Annotated in this window: 23 protein-coding genes; 15 read left to right on the forward strand and 8 right to left on the reverse strand. The window is 51.0% G+C overall.

The features are described 5' to 3' along the window. Positions 1-120 precede the first annotated feature (120 nt). A complete protein-coding gene (locus tag KP014_RS16050) occupies positions 121-531 on the forward strand; it encodes a DUF2500 domain-containing protein (RefSeq protein WP_090833920.1) in 411 nt (136 codons plus the stop codon). Between the two features lie 52 nt (positions 532-583). Here KP014_RS16050 and KP014_RS16055 read toward each other — a convergent pair whose 3' ends face one another. Then, on the reverse strand, positions 584-1,507 hold the full coding sequence (locus KP014_RS16055; protein WP_036592219.1) for a C40 family peptidase: 924 nt from the start codon (positions 1,505-1,507) through the stop codon (positions 584-586). 325 nt (positions 1,508-1,832) lie between these two features. Between KP014_RS16055 and KP014_RS16060 the strand changes: the two genes are divergently transcribed. The 7 genes from KP014_RS16060 to KP014_RS16090 all read left to right on the forward strand — a co-directional run bounded on the left by KP014_RS16060 (position 1,833) and on the right by KP014_RS16090 (position 9,018). Beyond that, positions 1,833-2,894, forward strand: coding sequence for an ABC transporter substrate-binding protein (locus tag KP014_RS16060; protein WP_036592220.1), 1,062 nt, complete (start codon positions 1,833-1,835; stop codon positions 2,892-2,894). A gap of 65 nt (positions 2,895-2,959) precedes the next feature. After that, positions 2,960-3,889 (forward strand): ABC transporter permease, encoded by a 930-nt coding sequence (locus tag KP014_RS16065; RefSeq protein ID WP_090833921.1) that lies wholly within the window; start codon positions 2,960-2,962, stop codon positions 3,887-3,889. Then, positions 3,873-4,667 carry an ABC transporter ATP-binding protein gene (locus KP014_RS16070; protein WP_036592221.1) on the forward strand — a complete coding sequence of 265 codons (795 nt, stop codon included), beginning with the start codon at positions 3,873-3,875 and terminating at the stop codon, positions 4,665-4,667. The genes KP014_RS16065 and KP014_RS16070 overlap by 17 nt, the downstream gene beginning before the upstream one ends. 239 nt (positions 4,668-4,906) lie before the next feature. Next, entirely contained in the window at positions 4,907-5,629 is a 723-nt protein-coding gene (locus tag KP014_RS16075) for an MgtC/SapB family protein (protein ID WP_036592224.1), read from the forward strand. Between the two features lie 82 nt (positions 5,630-5,711). Further along, on the forward strand, positions 5,712-6,701 hold the full coding sequence (locus tag KP014_RS16080) for an aldose 1-epimerase (RefSeq protein ID WP_036592225.1): 990 nt from the start codon (positions 5,712-5,714) through the stop codon (positions 6,699-6,701). A gap of 44 nt (positions 6,702-6,745) precedes the next feature. Next, positions 6,746-7,414 carry a TraX family protein gene (locus tag KP014_RS16085; RefSeq protein ID WP_036592227.1) on the forward strand — a complete coding sequence of 223 codons (669 nt, stop codon included), beginning with the start codon at positions 6,746-6,748 and terminating at the stop codon, positions 7,412-7,414. A gap of 89 nt (positions 7,415-7,503) precedes the next feature. Beyond that, a complete protein-coding gene (locus KP014_RS16090) occupies positions 7,504-9,018 on the forward strand; it encodes a copper amine oxidase N-terminal domain-containing protein (RefSeq protein WP_090833922.1) in 1,515 nt (504 codons plus the stop codon). Positions 9,019-9,131: 113 nt separating this feature from the next. On the opposite strand, the gene KP014_RS16095 is transcribed toward KP014_RS16090, so the two are convergent. Next, on the reverse strand, positions 9,132-10,550 hold the full coding sequence (locus KP014_RS16095) for a metallophosphoesterase (RefSeq protein WP_090833923.1): 1,419 nt from the start codon (positions 10,548-10,550) through the stop codon (positions 9,132-9,134). A 195-nt stretch (positions 10,551-10,745) separates the two neighbouring features. Between KP014_RS16095 and KP014_RS16100 the strand changes: the two genes are divergently transcribed. Next, a complete protein-coding gene (locus KP014_RS16100; RefSeq protein ID WP_036593212.1) occupies positions 10,746-11,345 on the forward strand; it encodes a nitroreductase family protein in 600 nt (199 codons plus the stop codon). Positions 11,346-11,516: 171 nt separating this feature from the next. On the opposite strand, the gene KP014_RS16105 is transcribed toward KP014_RS16100, so the two are convergent. Beyond that, positions 11,517-12,629: a peptidylprolyl isomerase gene (locus KP014_RS16105; protein ID WP_051499797.1), complete on the reverse strand. Its 1,113-nt coding sequence runs from the start codon at positions 12,627-12,629 to the stop codon at positions 11,517-11,519. A gap of 196 nt (positions 12,630-12,825) precedes the next feature. After that, positions 12,826-13,164 carry a hypothetical protein gene (locus KP014_RS16110; protein ID WP_036593213.1) on the reverse strand — a complete coding sequence of 113 codons (339 nt, stop codon included), beginning with the start codon at positions 13,162-13,164 and terminating at the stop codon, positions 12,826-12,828. Between the two features lie 173 nt (positions 13,165-13,337). On the opposite strand from KP014_RS16110, the gene KP014_RS16115 reads away from it, so the two are divergent. Further along, a complete protein-coding gene (locus KP014_RS16115) occupies positions 13,338-14,435 on the forward strand; it encodes a lactonase family protein (RefSeq protein ID WP_036593215.1) in 1,098 nt (365 codons plus the stop codon). 125 nt (positions 14,436-14,560) lie between these two features. Here KP014_RS16115 and KP014_RS16120 read toward each other — a convergent pair whose 3' ends face one another. Further along, positions 14,561-14,782: an RNA chaperone Hfq gene (locus tag KP014_RS16120; protein WP_025691020.1), complete on the reverse strand. Its 222-nt coding sequence runs from the start codon at positions 14,780-14,782 to the stop codon at positions 14,561-14,563. A 112-nt stretch (positions 14,783-14,894) separates the two neighbouring features. Here KP014_RS16120 and KP014_RS16125 point away from each other — a divergent pair, with 112 nt between their 5' ends. Next, complete coding sequence (locus tag KP014_RS16125; protein ID WP_036593218.1) at positions 14,895-15,542, forward strand: phosphatase PAP2 family protein; 648 nt, start codon at positions 14,895-14,897, stop codon at positions 15,540-15,542. 89 nt (positions 15,543-15,631) lie between these two features. On the opposite strand, the gene KP014_RS16130 is transcribed toward KP014_RS16125, so the two are convergent. Further along, entirely contained in the window at positions 15,632-16,132 is a 501-nt protein-coding gene (locus KP014_RS16130; protein WP_036593219.1) for a hypothetical protein, read from the reverse strand. A gap of 174 nt (positions 16,133-16,306) precedes the next feature. Here KP014_RS16130 and KP014_RS16135 point away from each other — a divergent pair, with 174 nt between their 5' ends. The 3 genes from KP014_RS16135 (at position 16,307) to bcbE (ending at position 21,332) form a co-directional block, all read left to right on the forward strand. Continuing rightward, the gene (locus tag KP014_RS16135; RefSeq protein WP_036593220.1) at positions 16,307-17,341 is read left to right on the forward strand and encodes an FUSC family protein; all 1,035 of its coding nucleotides are present in this window, start codon (positions 16,307-16,309) and stop codon (positions 17,339-17,341) included. A 192-nt stretch (positions 17,342-17,533) separates the two neighbouring features. Continuing rightward, positions 17,534-19,882, forward strand: coding sequence for an RNA polymerase recycling motor HelD (helD, locus tag KP014_RS16140; RefSeq protein WP_036593222.1), 2,349 nt, complete (start codon positions 17,534-17,536; stop codon positions 19,880-19,882). A gap of 166 nt (positions 19,883-20,048) precedes the next feature. Next, entirely contained in the window at positions 20,049-21,332 is a 1,284-nt protein-coding gene (bcbE, locus tag KP014_RS16145; RefSeq protein ID WP_036593223.1) for a bacillibactin exporter BcbE, read from the forward strand. A 160-nt stretch (positions 21,333-21,492) separates the two neighbouring features. Here the strand turns inward: bcbE and fsa are convergent, their stop codons facing one another. After that, on the reverse strand, positions 21,493-22,155 hold the full coding sequence (gene fsa, locus KP014_RS16150; RefSeq protein WP_036593224.1) for a fructose-6-phosphate aldolase: 663 nt from the start codon (positions 22,153-22,155) through the stop codon (positions 21,493-21,495). Between the two features lie 336 nt (positions 22,156-22,491). On the opposite strand from fsa, the gene KP014_RS16155 reads away from it, so the two are divergent. After that, positions 22,492-22,974: a GNAT family N-acetyltransferase gene (locus tag KP014_RS16155; RefSeq protein WP_090833924.1), complete on the forward strand. Its 483-nt coding sequence runs from the start codon at positions 22,492-22,494 to the stop codon at positions 22,972-22,974. 11 nt (positions 22,975-22,985) lie between these two features. On the opposite strand, the gene KP014_RS16160 is transcribed toward KP014_RS16155, so the two are convergent. Beyond that, a complete protein-coding gene (locus KP014_RS16160; RefSeq protein ID WP_036593226.1) occupies positions 22,986-23,183 on the reverse strand; it encodes a hypothetical protein in 198 nt (65 codons plus the stop codon). Positions 23,184-23,202: the final 19 nt, after the last annotated feature.

The raw sequence follows: 23,202 nt of genomic DNA on the forward strand, positions 1-23,202 counted from the left end.
GCTCAGATCCAAATGAACGAGGTGGAGCGCAACCCTTGCCGTGTGTTTTGCGTACATAATGTAAACAATTCGGGCAGCTAGATTGGATAAGCAAAGTCCGATAAGAACGGGGGAATGAATATGATCGAATGGATCGGGTCAGCCACGTTTGCACAACCCAGCGCTTTTGAACTCTTTTGGCATGATACACCGATATTCTTCAAAATCTTTGCCTTGGTATTTTTATTTATAATTATTTATGCCACCTTCAAAGGAATCAAACAGTGGATGGTTAACAATGCAAGCGAACTGCTCACCGTTTCCTGCACGGCAGTTTCCAAACGGTTCAGAGTTCGTGGAGGTTCGGGAGATACAAGCGCAAGCACGGATTATTATGTAACTTTTGAAACTCCGAACGGCGACAGGGTTGAACTTGAAGTGCCTGACCGATTGTATGGGTTGATTGTTGAGGGCGACCGGGGAGAGCTGACGTATCAAGGGACGAGATTCAAAGGGTTCGAGCGGGAATCCGGCCGAGACAGTATGAGATAAGCGGCTGGCTGAAATATTTTTGGTATATTGAAAAAGCACATGCAGGCACGTCCTAAAGGACGCGCCGCATATGCAGAATGACGTTGCTCCAATACCCGCTGTCCAGCTTGCTGATCTGAACTCCGGGATCGCCCCAGGTATGAATAAATTCTCCGTCTCCGATATAAATGCCGACATGCCCGGGAATGCTGTCTTTCTCGAATCTTCCGGGGACGGTAAAGAAAATCAGATCACCGGGCTCCAGTTGCTGCCGGCTGACGGATCTGCCGACATTATCCTGATCTCTGGCCAGACGGGGCAAATCGACACCAAACTTCTCGAAGACATGACGGGTAAAAGAAGAACAGTCAAATGTCTTGGATTCCTCGTAAGGAGCCGCTCCGAATTCATAGGGAACGCCCAGATATTTCTTAGCGTAGGTGATCAGCTCGCCGATTTCTGACGAGGACAGGCTCTGAATGCGGAACGGTTTGTCTGATTTAACCTCTGTATGCTGCCCTTTCGTGGTTTGTTCTTTTGGGGTATCAATAGAAATTTCGCCGCTTCCCGGATTCCAACTGACTTCCGTATTGAACAATTTCGCCAGCGCTTCAGTCGTCATGTAAATTTTATCGTTTTGTTGTTTCGGTGCATCCGGGAGGGTACAGCCTTCACCGAGCGAGAAAGCGCTTGCTGATCCCGGGCGCACTCTGTACATTACATCGCTGTATCCAATTTTGGCAAAACCGCCCCCACCGGGTTCTTCTTCAACACGGTAGCCAAGTGAATTGGCCGCTGCCTCTAGAGGGACCCATGTCTTGCCGGATGGATCAGTAACAGGCAGCTTTTCGATATAACTTCTTGACTGAACCGAAGGCTTGACCGCATTTGTCCGGAGCTGTCCGTCGTTTCTCAGGTTACCACAGGCTGATGCGGCCAGAACGGCTGCAGACAGGGCGGAGGTCATGAACAATATTTTTTTTCGATTCGCGAACATCTCTCACGCTCCATTTTCAAAATTGTAAACTCAGTATGCTCAGCCGCCATCTTTTTATGTGGCCGGGTTTCAGGAAATGGCTGTCAGGAATGATCAGGATGAATAGCCCCCGGAACATGGGAACATGCGACTCGCCAGGCTTGGCGAGGTTATTTTTTCGGATTGACGGAAATTGAACCTATGTATAATATGGTTTCATAGATAGCTGGCACGGATGTGTTTGCCGCCCGCATTCGCTTTATTGCTTTTATCTGTAAAAGCGATAGGCTGTGGCGTACGATTCATGCCAAGAGCTGATAAACTAAAATAGAAGAGGGGTTTCTACATGAAGAGAAAGAAAATTTGGTTGGGGCTCAGTTTGTGTGTCATGCTCGCAGCAGCAGGCTGCGGTAACAATAATAAAGCGGCGGATACCGGCGCCACGGCCTCCCCGGGCAGCACCGCCCAGAGCACCGCGAGCGCTGATACCAAAACTTACAAGATCGCTGTATCGCAGTATGTTGAGCACCCGTCGCTGGATGCGACGTACGACGGCATTATAGCCGCACTCAAGGATGCGGGGATCGTCGAAGGACAGAACCTCACCGTTGACTTTGAGAACGCTCAGGCGGATCAAGCCAACAACTTGTCTATAGCCCAGAAGATTGCGGGTGAAGAGAATGACCTGACCATTGGAATCGCAACGCCGTCGGCCCAAGCGCTTGTACAGGCAATCAAGAACGATACGCCGGTATTGTTTGCGGCCGTAACGGACCCGCTTGATGCGAAAGTGGTAACCAATCTTGATCATCCTGGAGGAAATGTGTCAGGTGCATCCGATACGAATCCTGAGGCGATTATCAGACTGATGGATTTCATCGCCGCTCAGTTCCCAAATGTGAAGAAGCTGGGACTAATTATCAATGAAGGCGAACCGAACGCCGTTGTAATGGCGGACAAAGCCAAGGCTGCCCTGGACAAGCATGGCATTGAGCTGGTCAAAGCTCCGGTGACCAATACTTCCGAGGTCAAACAAGCCGCCGAATCTTTGGTTGGACGGGCGGACGCGCTGTACATTACACTTGATAACTCGGTTGTAAGCGGGGTTGATTCCATTATTCAGGTAGCCAATGAGAACAAGCTTCCATTCTTCTCAAGCGACCGCGACACTGTCGAGAGAGGCGCTTTTGCCACAGTCGGCTTTAAATATTTCGATCACGGCTATCAAGTCGGACAAATGGCTGTTGAAGTGCTCAAGAACGGCAAGAAAATCGGCGATCTGCCGGTAACGGTGCAGCAGAAGCTGGACGTTATCCTTAACCTGAAGGCTGCCGCGGCTCAGGGCATTGAAGTAACCGACGCGATGAAGAAAGAAGTAGCCGATCAGACCAACGATATCATTCAATAACAAAGATTTGAACCGGGGCGTTTTCTTAACAGGCGCCCCTTGCCGTTTGAAGGAGGAAGGCATCTATGTGGGGGTCAATGCTTGGAGCGGTAGAGTTGGGGCTACTGTATGCTTTTATGGCTTTAGGTATATATATTACGTTTCGGATTTTGGATTTTCCGGATTTGACGGTGGACGGCAGCTTTACGACAGGCGGTGCAATCGCCGCCGTCATGATCACTCATGGCTATTCGCCGTGGCTGGCTACGTTCGGGGCGCTTGCCGGCGGTATGCTTGCCGGGCTGTGCACAGGTCTGCTGCATACCAAAGGGAAGATTAACGGGCTGCTATCGGGGATACTGATGATGATCGCGCTCTATTCGATCAACTTGCGGATCTTAGGCAAGCCCAATGTGTCGCTGATGGGCGAGACGACGCTGATTTCCATGATGAATCCGCTGTATGTCATGCCGTTCGTGGTCATCGCCGTGAAGCTGCTGATGGATGTGTTCCTGCGCACCGATCTGGGCCTTGCCCTGCGGGCGACGGGAGACAATTCGCGGATGATTCGCAGCTTCGGTGTGAACACGGACAGTACAACGATTCTCGGCATCAGCCTGTCGAACGGGCTTGTGGCGCTCTCTGGAGCGCTCATTGCCCAATATCAGGCCTTTGCCGATTCCTCAATGGGCATTGGGATGATCGTTATCGGCCTCGCCTCCGTTATAATCGGGGAAGCGATCTTCGGCTCGGGCAGTGTGTTCCGTGCGACGATCGCGGTTGTGCTTGGCTCGATTCTGTACCGGATCGTTGTCGCGCTGGCGCTGAGGGTGGATTGGCTGGACGCCTCCGACCTGAGATTGATTACGGCAATTATCGTCATAATCGCCTTGGTATTCCCATCAGTGCAGCGCTTCCTCAAGCAAAAGAACAGCGCCCGCAAGCGTACGGCTGAGCTGGCCGAGCTAGCCTTGAAGGGCAAGAGAGGAGGCGCTGCCGATGCTAAAGCTCGATAATGTATCCAAGCTGTTTAATCCGGGCACGCCTGATGAGAAGATCGCACTGCTTGGCATCGACCTGGAGCTGAATCCGGGTGATTTCGTAACGATAATCGGCAGCAACGGAGCCGGGAAGTCGACGCTGATGAATATTATTTCCGGCGTCATGAAGCCGGATCTTGGCGAAGTCCTCATCGAGGGAAGCTCGATCAGCCATTTGGCCGAACATCATCGCAGCCGCTGGATCGGGCGGGTCTTTCAGGACCCGATGGCCGGCACGTCGCCGCGTATGACCATCGAAGAGAATCTGGCAATGGCTTACAAGCGCGGCAAGAGCAGAGGCCTGTCCATCGGCGTATCCTCCTCGAAGCGAACGATGTTCCGCGAAGAGCTTCAGCGGCTTGGCATCGGCCTGGAGAATCGTCTGCGGGCGAAGGTAGGTCTCTTGTCGGGGGGAGAAAGACAGGCGCTCAGTCTGCTGATGGCCACGTTTACGAAGCCGCAAATTTTGCTGCTGGACGAGCATACGGCAGCGCTCGACCCTGCCAGAGCGGAGCTGATTACGCGGCTGACCGAATCCATCGTACGGGAGATGAAGCTGACAACTCTGATGGTGACCCATAACATGGAGCAAGCCATCCGGCTTGGCAATCGGCTCATTATGATGGACAAAGGACAGATTATCCTTGATATTGACGAGAAGCGTAAAAAGGATTTGACGGTGGAACGTCTTCTTGGCGAATTCGAAGCCATCAGCGGACATAAACTGGCGGATGACCGAATAGTGCTGGGCTAAGCAGCCAGCTTCGGTATTACCCGGATGCTTGTTCCGATTTATCGGTGCTTGCATCCTTTTTTTGAGCTTATTATGTATTGGAATTCTATGCAGAAGCGAGCAGGCATAAGTATTACAAGAGGTTCTCACTAAGAGCATGGGCTCCACGCCAGTGGGGCCTTTTGCTTTCATCACTAGATTAGTGTCGTATCTTGTTGCCCTATATAATATAACTTATACCTTTGAGAGGAGGTCGGATGATGGATGAACATATTGTATCTATGATTAAGCTGCTCATTGCCATGCTGTTCGGACTATTCATCGGGATCGACCGGCAGTTAAAGCAGAAACCGCTCGGAATACGAACCAGTATGGTCATTAGTATCGCCAGCTGTCTCGTCACAATCGTATCTATCCAAGCCTTTGAAAAATTCTCAGGTCCGGATCATCCTAACATGGACCCGATGAGGCTGGCGGCGCAAATCGTAAGCGGCATCGGTTTTCTGGGTGCAGGCGTTATCCTACGCAGAGGCGGCGACGCGATCTCCGGCCTGACATCGGCGGCGCTCATATGGACGGCATCGGGAATCGGCATCACGGTGGGGGCCGGCTTCTATGTCGAAGCGGGTATTGCTGTAGTGCTGCTCATTTTTGCGGTCAATGCGGTTCCTTGGCTTATCCGCACCGTCGGTCCGCAGTCGCTTAACAATCACGACGTTTCCGTCAAGATTATTATGGCGAGCGATGAGGCCATGGCTGAAGTCATCGACAAAATCGAAAATCGGGTGGGGAATGGTAATAAAAAGAATAAAGGGAAATTCCGAGAAAGAATAGTTCGGCGGATGAAAATCAAGGACCTGGATGATGGAAGACAAATGATCGATATGGTCCTGTCCGCCCCCGACCGCAACTTTTGCACCGAAATCTATTATGATTTAAAGGATATTGAGTATATCTTGAATGTCGAAGTGGAACAGTTGTAAGAAAAAGATACACACGGAATAGATATATGGTAATCTATCTTTAGTGAAAGCAATTACATTATTTAGGAGAAGGGGTGACCCAGTGGATATCCAAGCATACGAAGGACAATTTGAGGGTGAAGACGCGGTATGGCTCAGAGCCGGCCGTTATGAAGCGGCGCTGCTGCCGGGAATCGGCGGCAACTTGATCGCCTTCCGTGATACGCAGAGCGGTTATCGCTTCCTGCGCGAACCGGGAACGGAAGGTATGGAAGTTTTTAAGCAAAGTCCTGGAGTGTATGGGATTCCCGTGCTGTTCCCGCCGAACCGATACGAGGACGGAAAATTTCCCTGGAACGGACAAGTATATCGTCTGCCGATTAACGAGGAAGCGACCGGCAACCACATACACGGTTTTTTATATACGGCGGCTTGGCAGGTGGAAGACTTTGGGACCGGAAAGAACGAGAGCTATGTTACCATAGCGGTCAAAGTGGACGAGAATCATCCATCTTACGAATATTTGCCGCATAAATACACCGTTAAGCTGCGCTACGGCTTGTCGGAAGCGGGACTGTCCCAGCAGGTTCTGATTCGCAACGACGGGGATGAGGCGATGCCCTGCCTGCTTGCTTTTCATACGGCGGTCAACGCTCCTTTTGCTCAGGAAAGTAATGCGAGCGATTACCGGGTGAAGTTAACCATCGGGAAGCGATGGCAGCTTAATGAACGGATGCTTCCGACGGGGAGTTATCAGCCTCTTATACCGGAAGAGACAGAACTTCGGGAAGAAGGAGTATACCCGTTCTTTGCCCCGCTGGACAACCATTATACGGCCGTCCCGCAAAATGGACGAAACCGGATGGAACTTACCGATACCAGACTTGGCGTGACTCTGGTGTATGATGTAGGCACATCTTACAAGCAATGGATGATCTGGAACAACGGCGCGGCAGAAGGCTTTTTCTGCCCCGAGCCACAGATCAATCTGATCAATGCGCCGAATGTGGAGCTGCCGGGCGAAGAAATCGGCTTGTTCAGTCTTCAGCCGGGCGAATATTGGGAAGAAACCGCGAGATTGTATCTTAAGTAAGCATAGTACCGGATTTTATCCGCGGAACCTATTGGAGGACTGACATGCAGCTTATTGCCATGCTTACCATGCTGATTGATCACATCGGATATATCTTTTTTCCTCAGGACCTTGGTTGGCGGTATATCGGTAGAATTGCGTTCCCCATATATTGTTATGCGCTTGTCCAGGGGCATCTCTATACCTCCTCCAAGTCCCGATATTTTCTGCGGCTGCTGATTATCGCACTGATCGCGCAAATTCCGTACAATTTGGCCCTTGATCCGCGAGGACTGAATGTCGTCTTTACGCTGCTCCTTTCCGAACTCGTGCTGATTGCGCTCGACAAGCTGCCCAAGCTGTGGATGGGCATTGTGGTTGCAGCTCCGGTCCTGTGGTTGATGGACTATTTTCCGCTTGATTATAATGCCTACGGACTGCTGCTGGTGCTGATCTTCCGCTATGCCCGTTCGTACAGGCTCGTTCTGGCGCATTTGGCGCTGAATGTAATTTATATGTTCTATTATGGCTGGACTGTTCAAATGTTGAGTCTCCTGCCGACCCTGGTGATCGCATACGGACCTGAGCTGTGGGAACACCTCCGAAAGCGGCGCATTCCGCGCTGGGTGTGGTGGTCATTTTACCCGGGGCACTTGGCTGTGCTAGCCATTATCCGGCTATTATACTATGGCGATTTACCGGAGATGGACTGGAGAAGTATTTTCGTTATGTAAAAAGCGGCATACCCTATCTATTTACAGAATATCCCTTAGCTGAGATAATGATTTTGCATGTCTAAATCGAGAGAGAGAAGAGGGATTGAATGAAACATGTGAAAAAAAGAGCGAAGTGGCTCCTGCCGATCTTGGCGCTGCTGCTCGTGCTTGCGGGATGTCAGACGGTAGGCGGCCTGGATCTGAATAAGGCACTGCTGGGCAATCTCGACGTGAAATCGGCGGAGGAGAGCGTGTCTATCGCTCTGAACGCGGTCCCCGCAACGGGAATCAGCGCCGAAGATCAGAAAATCATCGATCTTATCAATTCATTTACATTAAACGTAAGTCATTTGAAGCTTCAAGAGGGCGGTGACATTTCTGCCAGTGGGACGCTCGGCTTTAAGCAGGCCAGCATTCCATTCACCTTTTATATGAGCAAGACGGTGCTCGCCTTGAACGTTCAAGGAGCCAAAAAGCCGTTTTATTTCCCGATGGATGGTTACAATCAGGAACTGTCGGCAGCCGGACTTGATTTGGAGAAGGCGGAAAGCGTCAGCAAGCTGCTGAGCCAGTTTGTTATTAAGAATCTTCCCAATCCGTCCGCAATTAACGTAACCCCGGTTAACGAAGCTGTATATGGCGAGTCATTGAACCTGATGAAGCTGCACGCCGAAGTAACGGGAGATGAGCTGCCTGTACTGCTAAAAGCATTCCTGAAATCCGTGTCGCAGGATACAGAAGGCTTTACCGAACTGATCAGCGGTCTGTACGATTATTTGCTGCCGGTGCTGAAGCAGCAGTCGACAACGGACATGCTGAGCAGCATTGGGCTGGGTGACGTCCCGCTCGATAATAAAGCCGAAGTCGTTACTGTACTTCATGATGCGGCGAAGCTGGCAGTTGATACGGCTCTTCTGTTGTATGACAAGCAGTTGGATAAACTGTATCAATCGACGCCGGAAATAAAGACTGTACTTAGCAAGGATACGAAGCTTCAGGTTGATCTGTTCGTGGACAGCGCCTTGCACGTCCGCAAGCAGAACCTGAATCTGAATGTGGTACTGCCGAATGACGGAAGCATTCCGATCCGGAGCATTTCCCTCAAGACGGAAACTCAGGTGTGGAACATTAACGGTTCGGTTAAGGCCGACCCGATCGCATCAGAGGGCGCATTGAACGTTCTGGAGACGCCGCTTTCACCGGGTGTTATTCTGCGTAATTTCAACGAAGATTCCACAGCTTACAGTGTGCTTAAGAACGATCTTGGCATTACTAAAAAATCAATTGTAATTGATCCGGAAACGGATTATTCCGATATCGTTGTAAAAGGGACGACGACCATGATTCCCCTTCGTTATTTGGCCGCCGTGTTGGATGCCCAGGTGAAATGGGATGCGGCATCCAAGCAGATTACAGTTACCGACGATATATATGGAACGACCATCGAACTGAAAGCAGGCTCGAAGGATGCCGTTGTGGACGGTGCGAAAGTCAAGCTGTCCCAGCCGGTCTATTTTGACCGATACGGCAGAGGCTACGTGCCGCTGCGCAGCGTAGCCGAGGCGCTTCATGCCCAAGTGAAAGTGGACGGCGACGGCCTGATTTATATTACGCGCGATTAGTCTTTTATTCGGGAGCCCAAAAAGCCCTGCCTCTTCATTAACGCAGTATGCGTTGAAGCGGCAGGGCTTTTTATTATGGGGGTGAAGTAACATGGCGGCACAGGTAATGAGGCCTACGGTTGCTCACGGTTCAAAATAATCTCAAGTGAGGTATTGCTCAGCGGTTTAGACTGTGCCATGCTGCGGATATATCGCGGAAGAAAACCGTCATTGACGGTTGACCACAGCTTGAATCCGGGAAGCTTTAGCAGATCGTCGATGCCGCCGCCTGCTGTACCGGCAAAGTATCGCACGTTCAATTGGGCCATCGCATCCGCCATTTCCCGTTTGTCCTGGTCGCTGAACTTGCTGCCCTTCAGACTCTCATAAGCCTTCTTGTAAGAGTCGTCGATGAAGCTCTGCTCCGCATATTTCTTGAACGACAGCAAGCGGGAGTCGGTAAGACCGGCAGACGCAGCCCAGCCTTCCACATCTACAGGTGTTGATTGGTAAGTCGTCCTGCCGGACATCGGATCAAAGGTCATTGCCCCGTATTGATGCGGATTGACCGCCAAGGCGCTCGTGGCAATATCGTATACGGCCGTCTTGTCCGTAATTTCGGTGCCGCCGTCCGTTAAGTCATGGCGGATGTCCTGCATATGGATATGGCCGGATAATACGAGGTTTAGCCCGTTTTTCTGCAGTTTCTTCAGCACCTGTCCGCTGTTATTAACCTTGAATCCGGGAATATCGATATCACTGTGGTCCAAAATATTGTGGTGCATGACCGTAAGGACCCTGGCATTCTCATTAGCTGCCATCTGCACGCAGCTGTCAATCCAGGCAAGAGTGGAGGGGAGTACACGCCCGTCCGTCTGCGGATGTCCAAGCCTCCGGTTGTTATCATATTGGTTGCTGTCAATCATAAGCAGCCATAGACCCGGAGCCGCTCTGACAGCATAACTCAGACTTTGCCGGTCGCGGGATAGGGCCTCATCGTAGCCAAAGCGCCCGTAGATTTCTGTAAAATTTTTATCAGTGATACTATCCGTCATGATTTGCCGATCACCCTTAAAAGCCCTAGCCCACGGATTGAACAAATCATGGTTGCCCGGTATAACGTATACAGATGTTCCTTTTTCCTCAATACGCGCCAACTTTCTTGCGAGCGACTTATGACTTGCGCGTTCCCCATTATTAGTTAAGTCACCGCTTAAAATAATAAAATCCGGTTTCTTAATGCTGGCTTCATAGACGAATGCATCCAAAATTTCGTCCATATAGGGAAGCTGCTTGCCGTCACCCGAAGATACGAACGATTGAAAAGCGCTTCCGCCGTCATGAAGGCTTTTATCGAGATAGTGCAAATCCGTGGCCTCCCAGAATTGAACTGTGCTCAGGGAGCCGCCGGCAGGAATAGCTGCACTGTTCTCCAAGGTCCCACCTTCACAGCCGCTCAATAAACCGGAGAGCAGAAGAATGGCAAGTAAGAGGCGCCTGTTTCTTTTGTGCCGAATATGGGTTAGAGAGTATAGCATATGGTTAACCTCCATCTATGTAACGTAGTTGTTATTGTATCCGAATTTTATAAAAGGTGTACAGGAGACTTCGCATAATATTGAGATGCAGGAGAAAAATAAAGGCCGCTATGTAAATTTAAAAAAATAGACGGAAGCATTGCATTGTCGCAAGAAATGTATTAAGATATATAAAAGTAAGTAACTAAACAAAATGGAGGAATTAATCTTATGTCTAATAATTACTTTGATGCTGTGAAAAAAAGACGCTCCGTATACGCGATCAGCAAGGAACTGCCGGTATCCGCAGAAAAAGTACAGGAAATCGTAGAGCAGGCGGTTCTGCACAGCCCGTCCTCCTTTAACTCCCAAAGCGCCAGAGCCGTTGTCCTGTTCGGCGAGCAGCACGACAAACTGTGGGACATCACTTCCAGTACGCTGCGCCAAATCGTGCCCACCGACCAATTTGAAGGCACCGCACAAAAAATGGCTGCATTCAAAGCCGGAGCGGGTACGGTTCTCTTCTTTGAAGATCAGGCCGTTGTTGAGCATCTGCAAGCGAACTTTGCTGCCTATGCGGATAATTTCCCTATCTGGTCAAATCAATCTTCCGGTATACTGCAGCATGTCGTATGGACCGCTCTGGCAGAAGCCGGCGTAGGCGCTTCCCTTCAGCATTACAACCCGCTGATCGACGAAGAAGTGAAGTCCACATGGGGATTACCAGAAAAATGGAAGCTGATCGCTCAAATGCCTTTCGGCGGCATCGTGACCGCTCCCGGCGAGAAAGAGTTCCAACCTGTGGAAGAACGTGTAAAGGTGTTTAAATAAGACCGGGCGATTTTGATTGCTACCGCGCAGGCCAAAGAGTGGGGCGAACATCTCGGCAAGAGAATCCGGAAAGAGCAGCATTGATTAAGCTACCTCGCTTAGGATTTTCAGTATAAAATATGCAAAAAAGGACAGGCGACGGATCGCTTGTCTTTTTCGTAATGGGCTTGCTTATTGAGCAGCGGCGCTTGCTTCCGGCGCAGCAGAGGCATCAGGCGCTGCAGAGGCATCAGGCGCTGCAGAGGCTTCCGCATTCTTGGCGTCGGTCAGCGTGTTCGTAATTTTCGCTCCTGTGGTCAAATCCTGCATCCAAGTACCGGACATTTCGTTCACTTTCTGGGAAATCAGCGTTTTGCGGATTTCTTCCTTCGAACTTTCCAATGTTGGTGTAACGGCGTCCTTGTGGTCCGTTACTTTGATGATGTGGTAGCCATACTCACTCTTAACAGGCTCGCTTGTTTCACCAACCTTCATTTTGAAAGCTGCGTTCGAGAATTCGGCAACCATATCACTACGCTTGAAGAAACCAAGATCGCCGCCTTTGTCCTTGGAGCCTGTATCTCCCGATTTCTCCTTGGCCAATGCTGCGAAGTCTCCGCCAGCTTTGAGCTGCTTCTCAATCGCATCGGCTTCTTCTTTCGTCTTAACTAGGATATGGGAAGCGCGAACTTGCTCTTCCGAACCGAGCGATGCTTTGTTTTGATCAAAATACGTTTGGATGTCTTTATCGGTAATCGTGATTTTTGGCTCAAGCAGCTTGCGTACCTTAACCTGGAGCGGCAACTGCTCCTTGAGAGCGTCCATCGTCATACCGCTTTGGGAAAGTGCGGAGTTCAGTCCTTCTTCGCCGCCAAACTGCTTCTTGAGGTCTTCGATTTCATTGTTAATATCGGCATCGGTAACGGTAACTTTGGCTTTCGCGGCTTCCTGATCGACAAGCTGCTCGGTAATCATGGATTGCAATGTCGACTCTCCGCCGGCTTGCACCAGCTTGTCGTACAGCTCATTCTTGGTAATATCATGGCCGTTTACGGTCGCGACTGCAGCTTCACCGTCCGCCTTCTGGAACTGCGGATAAATCAATACAATAATAAGCGCGGCCGCCAGCACGATCGAGGCGATCATCCAGCCTTTGCCGCCCTTGGATGCAACCGGTACGTTCGCCGGCGGTTCGCCGACCTTGTCCATAACAGGGATTTCCTGTTCAGTATTATCGACTGCAACTTCCTCCGCTTCCGTGGGGATATCCTGATGTTCTCTCTCGTTCAAATTCTTTTCATCCATTGTAACAATGACTCCCTTCAGTTATAGGTGTTGCCTGTCTTCATACAACTTTACCAGAATTCAGCGCTCCAAACCTTAAGAAAGCATAAAAAAACGGATTTTCTTTTTAAGAAAGCTTTAATAAACGCCAAAAAAGCCGAAAAACCACGGTTTCCCATGATTTTCCGGCCTTAAGAGGTTAAATACGGCAGCTGCTTCAAGAAACCCAGTCGCCAAGAAGCTGGCGGATGGACTCCTGCTTTCTTTTTGGGATGCGTACCCGCTTAGCGTATCCGCCCTTTTCCCCGAAATAGATGCAGTCGTCCTCAATCGAGCTGATCTTGTTCAGATTGACATAAACTCCGCCCTGGACATGAAAATAGCTCGAAGATTTTAGCAGCCGGTTCAACTGCTCGGCAGACATTCTTTTTTTGATATTATAGTTTCTGCCGTGAAAGATGACCAGGTCATGATTGCCGACCTTAAAGAACAGAACGTTCGTTTCCACCTCGAAGTCCTCATATACATTTCCGGCTTCCAGTAGAATGCTGTTCATTCCTGTTCCCCCTTTTAGTGATGTTAGCGCTTCCATTATAACATGAGGTTCTTTTCCTGAGAAGGTTTATTTTTAAAATAATTGTTGTAATTATACCCATACGATTTGTCATTCAGGAAGAAAAAATGTAAATTATAAAAAGCAAAGCTCAAACAAAGAGGAGGACTAATAATATGACTGAACCATCCAAGCTGCTGCTGTTCACAGGATCTTACTCCGGGGCCGGGGAGAGCGGTATTCACGTATTTCAGTTGGACCCAAGCGGAGGCGCCCTGACATTGCTTGACGAAGTACAGGGGATCGCGAATCCGACATTTGTCAATGTTAATGCGAAGGGACATGTTCTGTATGCCATAGGCGAGAAGCTGAACGAAGAAGGAGTAAAGGAAGGGGAAGTGGCTGCATATTCAATCGACCCGGTATCCGGGACATTGACGGAGATCAGCCGGACGGGAACGATGCCAGCCGAAGGAAAGACGCAGACGACCACATGCCATATTACCAGGGATGCAGACGACCGGTATCTCATCGTAACAAGCTATCATGGTGGAATGATTGGACTTGTCTCCCTTGACGGCGAAGGAAAAACGGTGCGGCTGACCGATAGCGCTGTTCATACGGGGCATGGTCCCCATCCGGAACGGCAGGATCGGCCTCATCCGCATTCGGCGACGTTCAGTCCGGATGAACGTTTTCTGTTTGTCTGCGACTTGGGGCTTGACGTGATCAGGGCTTACTCCATTAACTATGAGAAGGGAACCCTTGAACTGCACGGGGACACTAAGCTGCACACGGGTGCTGGTCCCCGTCATTTTGCCTTTCACCCGGACGGGCATTCGGCATATGTCATCAACGAAGTCGATTCAACGATTACTTCCTTTACATATGAGGCGGATAGCGGCGCGCTTCAAACCGTGCTCACCGTGCCTACTCTTCCGAAAGACTACACCCTTGAAAATACATGCGCGGAGATCGCGCTTTCCCCCGACGGACGATACCTCTATGGATCAAACCGCGGGCATGACAGCCTTGTCGTATTTGCGGTCAATCCAGCAACGGCAGAGCTTGACTTTGTTGAGCATGTGTCCACCCGCGGCGGCCATCCTCGCCATTTTGCGGTGACGCCGGACGGCGATTATCTCATCGTTGCCAACCGGGACGCCAATAATCTGGTCGTCTTTGCACGGGACATTGAAAGCGGGCGGCTGACCTTTACCGGAAATGAAGCTGCGGTATCAAAGCCCGTCTGCGTAAAACCGGCTTTGTTCTAGGAAACCCGTCAATCATTGGCAGCATGCTGTAGAACAACGCAGGAAACGCCGGACTAATAAGACCGGCGTTTCCTGCTGAAACTGTATGAAACAACAGAAGAGAGTAAGATGGCACGCAAGGAACGCTACCTTAGTGATACCGGCCTTAACGGCACAATGGTGGATACAGCAGATTTAAACAGCACATTCTGTCTGCCGTCGTTTTGACCCTGCAAGGTTAATGTGTAAGCGTCATACGCGGTCAAAATGCCCTGGATTTTCACTCCGTTAGTTGTAAAGATTGTTAGCGGAACCTTAGTCTGAACGAACTGGCTCAACAAGCGTTCCTGAAGCTTTTGGATTTCCACTTTGGCAGCACTCCATCTTTTTATAGTTGACTACTTCACTAAGTATAGCATGGAGAAGGTATCCACTGGAAACGGGCTCCGTTCGTTATATGTATTTAGGAGGCAATAGAGAATGACTTCTTGGCATTGGTCCAGAGGTTTCAAGCTTTTCCTGCTGTTTGCGGGCATCTTCGGGCTGATTGCCGTTCTGGTCGCATATAATTACACGGCAGTGTTTGATGAACGGATTATTCATTTCGTCCAGTCCGGCGAATCGCCTGCTCTTACCTCTGCGGCCAAGGCTCTGTCGCTGGTCGGATCGTCAAAAATCGTCATCAATCTATCGCTCGTTATTATGGCTGCCCTGTTCCTATTTTTCAAGCACCGATTGGAATTGCTGCTGTTTCTGTGGGTGGGTGTAACTTCAAATCTGCTCAACACCATACTAAAAAATTGGTTTCACAGGGAGCGGCCGAGTATCCATCGGATTATCGAGGAGACGGGCTTCAGCTTCCCCAGCGGCCATTCGATGGCCGCCTTCTCGGTGTATGGCGCGCTGACCTTTCTGCTATGGAGCCATTTGCATTCCTCCGCCGCCAGGGTTCTGCTGGTCGCTGCCTGCTTCCTTATGACGGCTGCAATCGGCTGGAGCCGAATTTATCTCGGCGTGCATTTTCCAAGCGATGTAATCGGCGGATACGCCGCCAGCTGCGCCTGGCTGATGCTGTCCATCGCCCTGTTCGAGTCTCTCCGCTCATACCTGAAGAAGCACAAGAAATAAGGCAATATGAGACGCGAAAAAGCCGGATACCCGGGGGAAGGATATCCGGCTTTAACTATCTAGCCGCAAGCAAGCGGGAATACGGTGTATTACCCGTTGTTTTCCGGCGGTTTCCGGGATGGAAGATGTTCGGGGAACGAACCTTTCTCGTTTACCCGCGCTTTCAGCAGGGCAGGGAGCTCATCCTTAAGCTTCTTGGCCTGCTCCTGAGTGAAGCGCCCTTCGGCAACGGCTTTGTCAATGCGTTCACCGGCCGCTTCCGCAAGCTTCTGCACGTACTGCTCTTCACTCCAGCCTTTCTTCTCCTTGGCGATACCGGCCAGGCTTTTTCCGGAATTCAGGCTTTCGGAGAGAGTGGAGCAGTCCATATCGAACAGCTTGGCGCTTTCCTTAAGGATGAAATGTCCTTTGCCGTGTCGTTTACCCTGATGGCCTTCATGCGTATCGCCGCTCGGACTCGCAGGAGCTGCGGCGGTCCGGCCGCTGCCGGGTGCCCCTTCGGCTCCCGCGACGGGGGCGTAATGGCTATAGGACAGCCCGATCAGCAAGGCGGCAGACAGCGCCAGCGCTTTTTTGACAAATGCGCTCATAGTTTCACCTCTTTTGCTTGAAAATGATCTTACGCTTTCAGTATTTCCAGAAACCTGAAGAGACACTGAAAAAATACTTAAATTCCGTTAAATTTCGCCATCTTACCTCATGGGTAATAATAATAAGATCACGTTTGCACAAGCTGATACAAGAAACAAGAGGAGGGATGGGCCGTGAATTTTGGCGCCCGCGTACTTAAAACGGGGCTTGCGGTAACGCTTGCCCTATATCTGGCCACGCTGCTGAAGTTCCCCTCGCCGACAGGTGCGGGAATAGCGGCCATATTCGCATTACAGCCGTCCATCTACAGGTCCTGGCGGCATTTTGTCGATCAGATTCAGACCAGTACAATCGGTGCGGTTATGGCGCTGCTTGGCGGCATGCTGCTATCCAATCAGCCTATTGCGGTAGGGATTGTCTGCATTCTGGTTATCATGCTCAGCATGAAGATGAACCGGGCGGACACCATCGGGTTGACCCTTGTCACAGTCATATCCGTGATGGATGCATCCGGGCAGTGGGAGTTTGCGCTTAACCGGTTTTTGTTGCTGATGACGGGGGTCGTGTCCTCTTTCGTTATTAACATCTTGGTTTTTCCTCCGAAGCCGCGGAAACAGTATATCAATCAGATCGAGAATGTATTTTCCAGCCTGTCCCTGCTGCTGCGGACCGCCGTCTCGCATGAAATGAAAGAGAGCGTGTTCCGGGATGAAAAGAACGCCCTCGAAGGCTCGATCCGCTCTCTAGCGGACAAATACGCCCTCTTTGAAGAAGAACAGAAACAGCTGCGAAAGCCCAAGTACAGTGAGACCAGACAAATGGTGGTTTATAAAAATTTGCTTTCATCCCTGCAAAAAGGCTATGAAGTGTTGGATGCGATTGACAGACATTACTTTCAGGCGGAGCGGAGCGTGGAGACCAATGCAGTATTCGACCGGCACCTGGAGCTGCTGATCAAATACCATGAGCATATTTTGCTGAAGTTTCAGGATAAGATCAAACCGGGCATTTCGGAGACGGGGCCGCTTGGGGATGATAATGACAGCTTTCTGGAGTCGGTGGTTCAGGGTAATAAACACGGCAACGCAAGCCGGCTTCGGCTGGCGGTTGTCGCAGGTGCGGTCTATGATTACGGCTACCAGTTGGAACGTCTCGACAGGGTCGCGGATCAAATTAACCGGGGCTCAGAGGAAAAAGACAAGCTGTGATTGAGCGGGAGCAGCTAAAACTATGCTAAAAAAATCCGGTTCCCATCGGGGACCGGATCACTTGATTAGAACGGTGAAAATTGTTAAAATGGAAAAATGCCATATAAAGCGAGAGTTATTTTACATAGATACTCTTAAAGATTATAACATGCTTTATATGTGGTGTCAACCTATAAAAGGGGATGAGTCGCAGTGTCCATTAACGAAACCGAATGGAAAGAAGAACAGAATCGGGTAGACCGCGTTACCGGACTTCTGAAACGTCATATCCGGGCCCTCTCGGAGGAGCTGGGACTGCACCGCAGCGATGTGGTTGAGCTTCGCAAGGATTTCTGGGAAGAGGTAACCGTCAACTTCAGCAGCCCCGACGATCTCGGCGAGACCTCCACAAGTCTGCGGCAGCAGGCTCAGGTCTTGTCGGAGCGCGAACGCCATCATTTGCAATCCAGCAAAGCGCTGAAAAAATATAAGAAGCTTGTCCTATCCCCTTACTTCGGACGCATCGATTTCGCTGAAGCGCCTGAAGGGGAGACGGAACGCATTTATCTGGGCATAGGCTCCCTCATGGAAGATGACGGCACTTTTCTGATCTATGACTGGCGGGCGCCGATTTCAAGTCTGTATTATGACGGCGCGCCGGGAGCCGCATCCTTCGAGACCCCGGCAGGGACCGTAAGTGGAGAAATGAGCACAAAGCGCCAGTTCGTCATCGTGGACGGAAAGATTGAGGTGATGTTCGATACCGGCGTTACGATAGGAGACGAGCTGCTTCAGCAGGTGCTCAGCCACAGCGCAGACGACCGGATGAAGAATATTGTGGCCACAATTCAGAAAGAGCAGAACGCCATTATCCGCAACGACCGCAGCCGAATGCTTGTTGTCCAGGGGGCTGCCGGCAGCGGCAAGACATCCGCTGCGCTCCAGCGGGTCGCCTATCTGCTGTACAAATACCGCGACACCCTCCAGGCCGATCAAGTCCTTCTGTTCTCTCCGAATCCGCTGTTCAACAGCTATGTGTCCACCGTTCTACCCGAACTGGGCGAGGACAATATGCAGCAGACGACCTTCCAGATATATTTGGAGCACCGACTGGGTCAAGAATTTCAGCTAGAGGATGTATTCACCCAGACGGAAACGCTGCTGAACAGCCCGGAAGGCCCCGAGACGGACGCCCGGAGGGACGGAATCGCCTATAAGTCCTCGGTTGCGTTTCTTGATGTCATTCGCAGCTATGCGTTCAGGCTGGAGCATGAAGGGATGCTCTTCAAGCCATTGATGTTCCAGGGCCGGGCCATTGTGGGGAAAGATGAGATGGAGAGAAAGTTCTACAGCTATGACCCTTCCATCAGGCTGGCGAACCGGATCGACCTTATGACCGGCTGGCTGCTGAAGAAGATCGCTGTGTTTAGCAGTGAGGAGCGCAGTGCGGCTTGGGTAGAGGATCAGATCGAGCTGCTGGACTCCGGTGAGTACCACCGCGCTTATCAAATGATGAGGCGTAAGCAGCGGGGCAAGGAGGAGACGTTCGACGATTTTGAGATGGAAAAGGAAATGCTCGCCCGCTATGTGGTCAGCCAGCGCCTCAAGCCGCTGCGGGGTTGGGTCAAGCGCGGCCGTTTTGTCGACGCCAAAGGGTTATATTCCCGGCTGTTTCAAGACAGAGAGCTGCTCGAAAGCTTGAACGGCGGCACCGCGCTTCCGGAGAGCTGGAATGTGATCAGCAGACAGACAATGAATGCGCTGGCGGATGGCAATCTTTCGTACGAGGACGCCACGCCGTTCTTATATCTGAAAGAGCTCAGTCAGGGATTTCATACCAATACCGTCATTCGCCATGTGTTCGTGGATGAGGTACAGGATTACTCGCCGTTCCAGCTGGAATTTATGCGGCGCATGTTTCCAAGGGCCAAAATGACTGTGCTGGGCGATCTCAACCAGGCGATTTATGCCCAGGGAGAGGCGCTTGGCGAGCTGGCGGGACTGGTGAGCATTTACGGGGAAGAAAATACGGAAGTTGTGTCCCTGACGCAAAGCTATCGTTCCACCTATGAAATTGTTGAGTTTACTCGTTCGATGATCCCTGGCGGCGACCGGATTATTCCATTCAACCGAAGAGGGGAAGAACCTTTGTTAATGGAAGTATCCGATAGGGAAGAGTTGATCTCCCGGGTGGAAGAGGATATTCTGGACCTGCACTCCCAAGGCTATCATTACGTTGCGGTGATCTGCAAGACGGCTGAGGAAAGCGCCCGAATATATGGGGGTCTTAAAGATAAACTATCGATACAGCTTGTGACCAAAGATACGCCGAATTTTCAGAAAGGAACGCTGGTTCTGCCGGCTTATCTGGCAAAAGGGGTCGAGTTCGACGCGGTGATTATTTGCGACGGCTCCGAGGAAAGCTATGGCAGAGAGAGCGAGCGGAAGCTGTTCTACACGGCCTGCACACGGGCGATGCATATCCTGCACATTTTTTACCTTGGGAAACCGAGCCGATTTATACCCGTCAAATCGCTGGAGACCGGTACTCATGTCCAATAAACCGGGGTTTCTCAAGCTGCAAAATAAGGCTGTTCCTGATTATTCGGGAACGGCCTTCTTGCTGTTGAAGGGTCCCGCTTCATGCCCTCAAATGCAATATGAATAATTGGGCCGGAACGAACCACAATAAATAATGTTTTGAACCAAGAGCAAAGGTGGTCCGAAGATGAAAGATAAAAAATGGGATCTGCTGGCGCTGGCGTCTATCCCTCTGATCATGACGCTTGGAAATTCGATGCTGTTGCCCGTGCTTCCTCAAATATCCCGAAAGCTTGCGATCAGTTCCTTTCAGGTCAGCATGATCATAACGGTATACGGTGTCGTCGCGATTATTATGATCCCCGTTGCCGGGTATCTTTCCGACCGGTTCGGGCGCAAAGCCGTCATCCTTCCCAGTCTGATAATCGCCGCTCTCGGCGGAGGCGTGTCTGCGGTGGCCGCATGGTTAATGGATGGGATCTCCGCGTACTGGGTGATTCTGGGCGGGCGATTTTTGCAGGGGATCGGAGCGGCGGGGGCATTTCCCATCGTGCTGCCTTTTGTCGGAGATATGTTCAAGGATGAAGAGGAGGTAAGCAAAGGGCTCGGACTGATTGAAACCTCCAATACCTTCGGCAAAGTGCTCAGTCCTATTCTCGGCGCTTTTCTGGGGACACTTCTATGGTTCCTGCCGTTTATCGCCATTCCTGCGCTCTGTCTGATGTCTTTTCTCCTGGTCGTGTTTTTGGTCAAAAGTCCAAAGATAAAAGAAAGCGAAACCTCCACTGTTCCACAGTTTCTCGCGGGCATCCGAAGCGTGCTGCATGAAAAAGGCCGCTGGCTGTACGCCATATTTGCCGTAGGCTGCATCTGCATGTTCGTCACGTTCGGCGTTCTCTTCTACCTGTCGGAGACGCTTGAATCGGTGTACCGGCTGCGCGGTGTGTTGAAAGGCCTTGTGCTGGCTATTCCGCTCGCACTGTTATGCCTGTCCTCTTACGGAGCCGGAAAAATAATCGGCAAAAACAAAAACTTGATGAAATGGATCGGATTTGGAGGTATGGTGCTGCTCACGGCATCCATGGTGATCACAGGCTTTAATAAAGGGATTTACTATATGGTGGGATTTCTTGGACTTGCCGGCATCGGCATTGGCGCCGCACTCCCTTGCCTGGACGCTCTGATCACCGAAAGTATTGAAAAAGAGAACCGCGGCACTATAACCTCCCTGTACAGCAGCATGCGGTTTATCGGGGTGTCGCTAGGGCCTCCGGCCGTTTCTCTGCTGATGGGCGCCGGTCACTGGGCGCTCTTCGGCACTATGGCGGCAGTCGGAGCTGTAGGAGGGCTGTTAACCTTATTCGCCATCAAACCGAGCAAAGGGGAAAAGGGAGAGAAAATCTCCCGTTACAAGGCGGACCCGACCGTTCCAAAGGCTGCCTTTGGGCGCAAGAACCGGTCCCCGGTCTAAGCTTCGGGAACATCGCTAGTATCGCGGGCAGATCGTTTTCTCATGGCCCGAAGTTCCGTGACACTGCGATGATGCTTTTTTTCAGGTACATTGTGAACTCGACATAAAAAGCTCTTGCCCGGCGGTTCGGGCAAGAGCTTTTTGGAATGCGGTTCAGTAATTATTTCGGCTGTTTGGCAACTTGGGGAACCGTCTCCCAGTCTTTAAGGAAACGTTCGATGCCATTGTCGGTCAGCGGGTGCTTCCACAAAGAAGGCAGCAGGGAACCCGGAATCGTGGCGATGTGCGCTCCGGCGAGGGCGGCCTGCTCTACATGAGCGATATTTCTGATGCTGGCGGCAATGATCTCCGAGGAAAGACCGTAGTTGGTAAGGATGGTCTTCAGGTCTTTAATCAGCTTCATGCCGTCCACTCCGATGTCGTCCAGACGGCCGACGAACGGGCTGATAAAGGTAGCGCCCGCCTTGGCGGCCATAAGGCCTTGGGCTGCGGAGAAGATCAGGGTTACATTCGTTTTGATGCCCTTCTTCGTGAGCTCATAGCAGGCTTCCAGACCATCTTCCGTCATCGGCAGCTTGATTACCACATTGGAGCCCCATTCGGCGATTTCGTATGCTTCTTCAAGCATTTCCGCCGCTTTCAGACCGATTACTTCGGCGCTGACAGGACCGGGAACGATTTCAACAATTTCTTTGATAACGTCTTTAAACAGTCTGCCTTCCTTGGCGATGAGCGATGGGTTTGTCGTAACGCCGTCCACCAAGCCAAGGCGTGTAATCCGCTTTATTTCATCAATATTTCCGGTGTCCAAGAAAAATTTCATTTCCTGTATCCTCCTCTGATTTCCAGATAGAATGTAAAGCAGTTTGGATAACTACATTATGAGACATGGCAGTGAAAGATTCAACTGTTATTTTGATTATCTCAAACTAACTTTTATAATATAGGTATCGCTTTCATGTTGATGACCGGATATTCTGCAGAGACTGCCCGCTGCGCAGGAATGGGAGTAGAGCGGCGAGACGGTGCGAAAGGGGAAAAAAACACATTTTTTGCAGAAAAAAATCGCCGTTTGACATAAGGGGCATTTTCGCCCGGGGCTTGTCGTGTTAAGATTAATCGGCATGGCTAATTCCGTTAAGAGACGGCGGAAAGGAAGATGGAAGTGGTTAACACCGAAGTGGAATATGTAATTGTAGACTCCGGCGATCCCGATCTGCGGCATTTAGTCGCCAGGCTGGACGAGGAGCTTCTGGAAAGATATCCGAAGGAGCGGATTTACGGGGTCGATTTCGATCATCCCGATGTCCGCAGGATAACCTTTGTTATCGCACGCTGTCAGGGTGAAGCGATTGGCTGCGGAGGAATCCGTCCGCTGGAAGGCGCGGAACCGTCTGCAGTCGAGCTAAAGCGGTTCTTCGTGGACCGCAGCAGCCGCAAGCTGGGAATTGCCGCCGGCATGCTGAGATTCCTCGAGGACCGGGCACGCGCGGCCGGTTTCCGCGAAATGAGGCTGGAGACGGGCAGCGAGCAGCCGGAAGCGATTGCGTTATATATGAAGCACCGCTACCGGCCGATTGACCGGTTCGGCCCTTATGCGGATGATCCGGCTTGTCTTTGCTTCGGCAAAAGCCTGGATTGATCGACAGTCCGTCAGGCGTGATATTTGCCGACAGGCTCGTTCAGTACCCATTCCAGCATCATGATCATATCATCCAGCCGGGCAAGCTGTGAGGTCAGACCCGCACGCCCCGAATCGTCTTCCTTTAAGGGAGCGATACGCGATTCCAAAGATCTGCGCTGGAGCGTCAACTCGTTAATTTTGGATTTGATCTGATTTTCGGTTCTCATCCGGAAATCCTCCTGAAAG

It is taken from the genome of Paenibacillus sophorae, from assembly GCF_018966525.1.
GTDB classification, from domain to species: Bacteria; Bacillota; Bacilli; order Paenibacillales; family Paenibacillaceae; genus Paenibacillus_AQ; species Paenibacillus_AQ sophorae.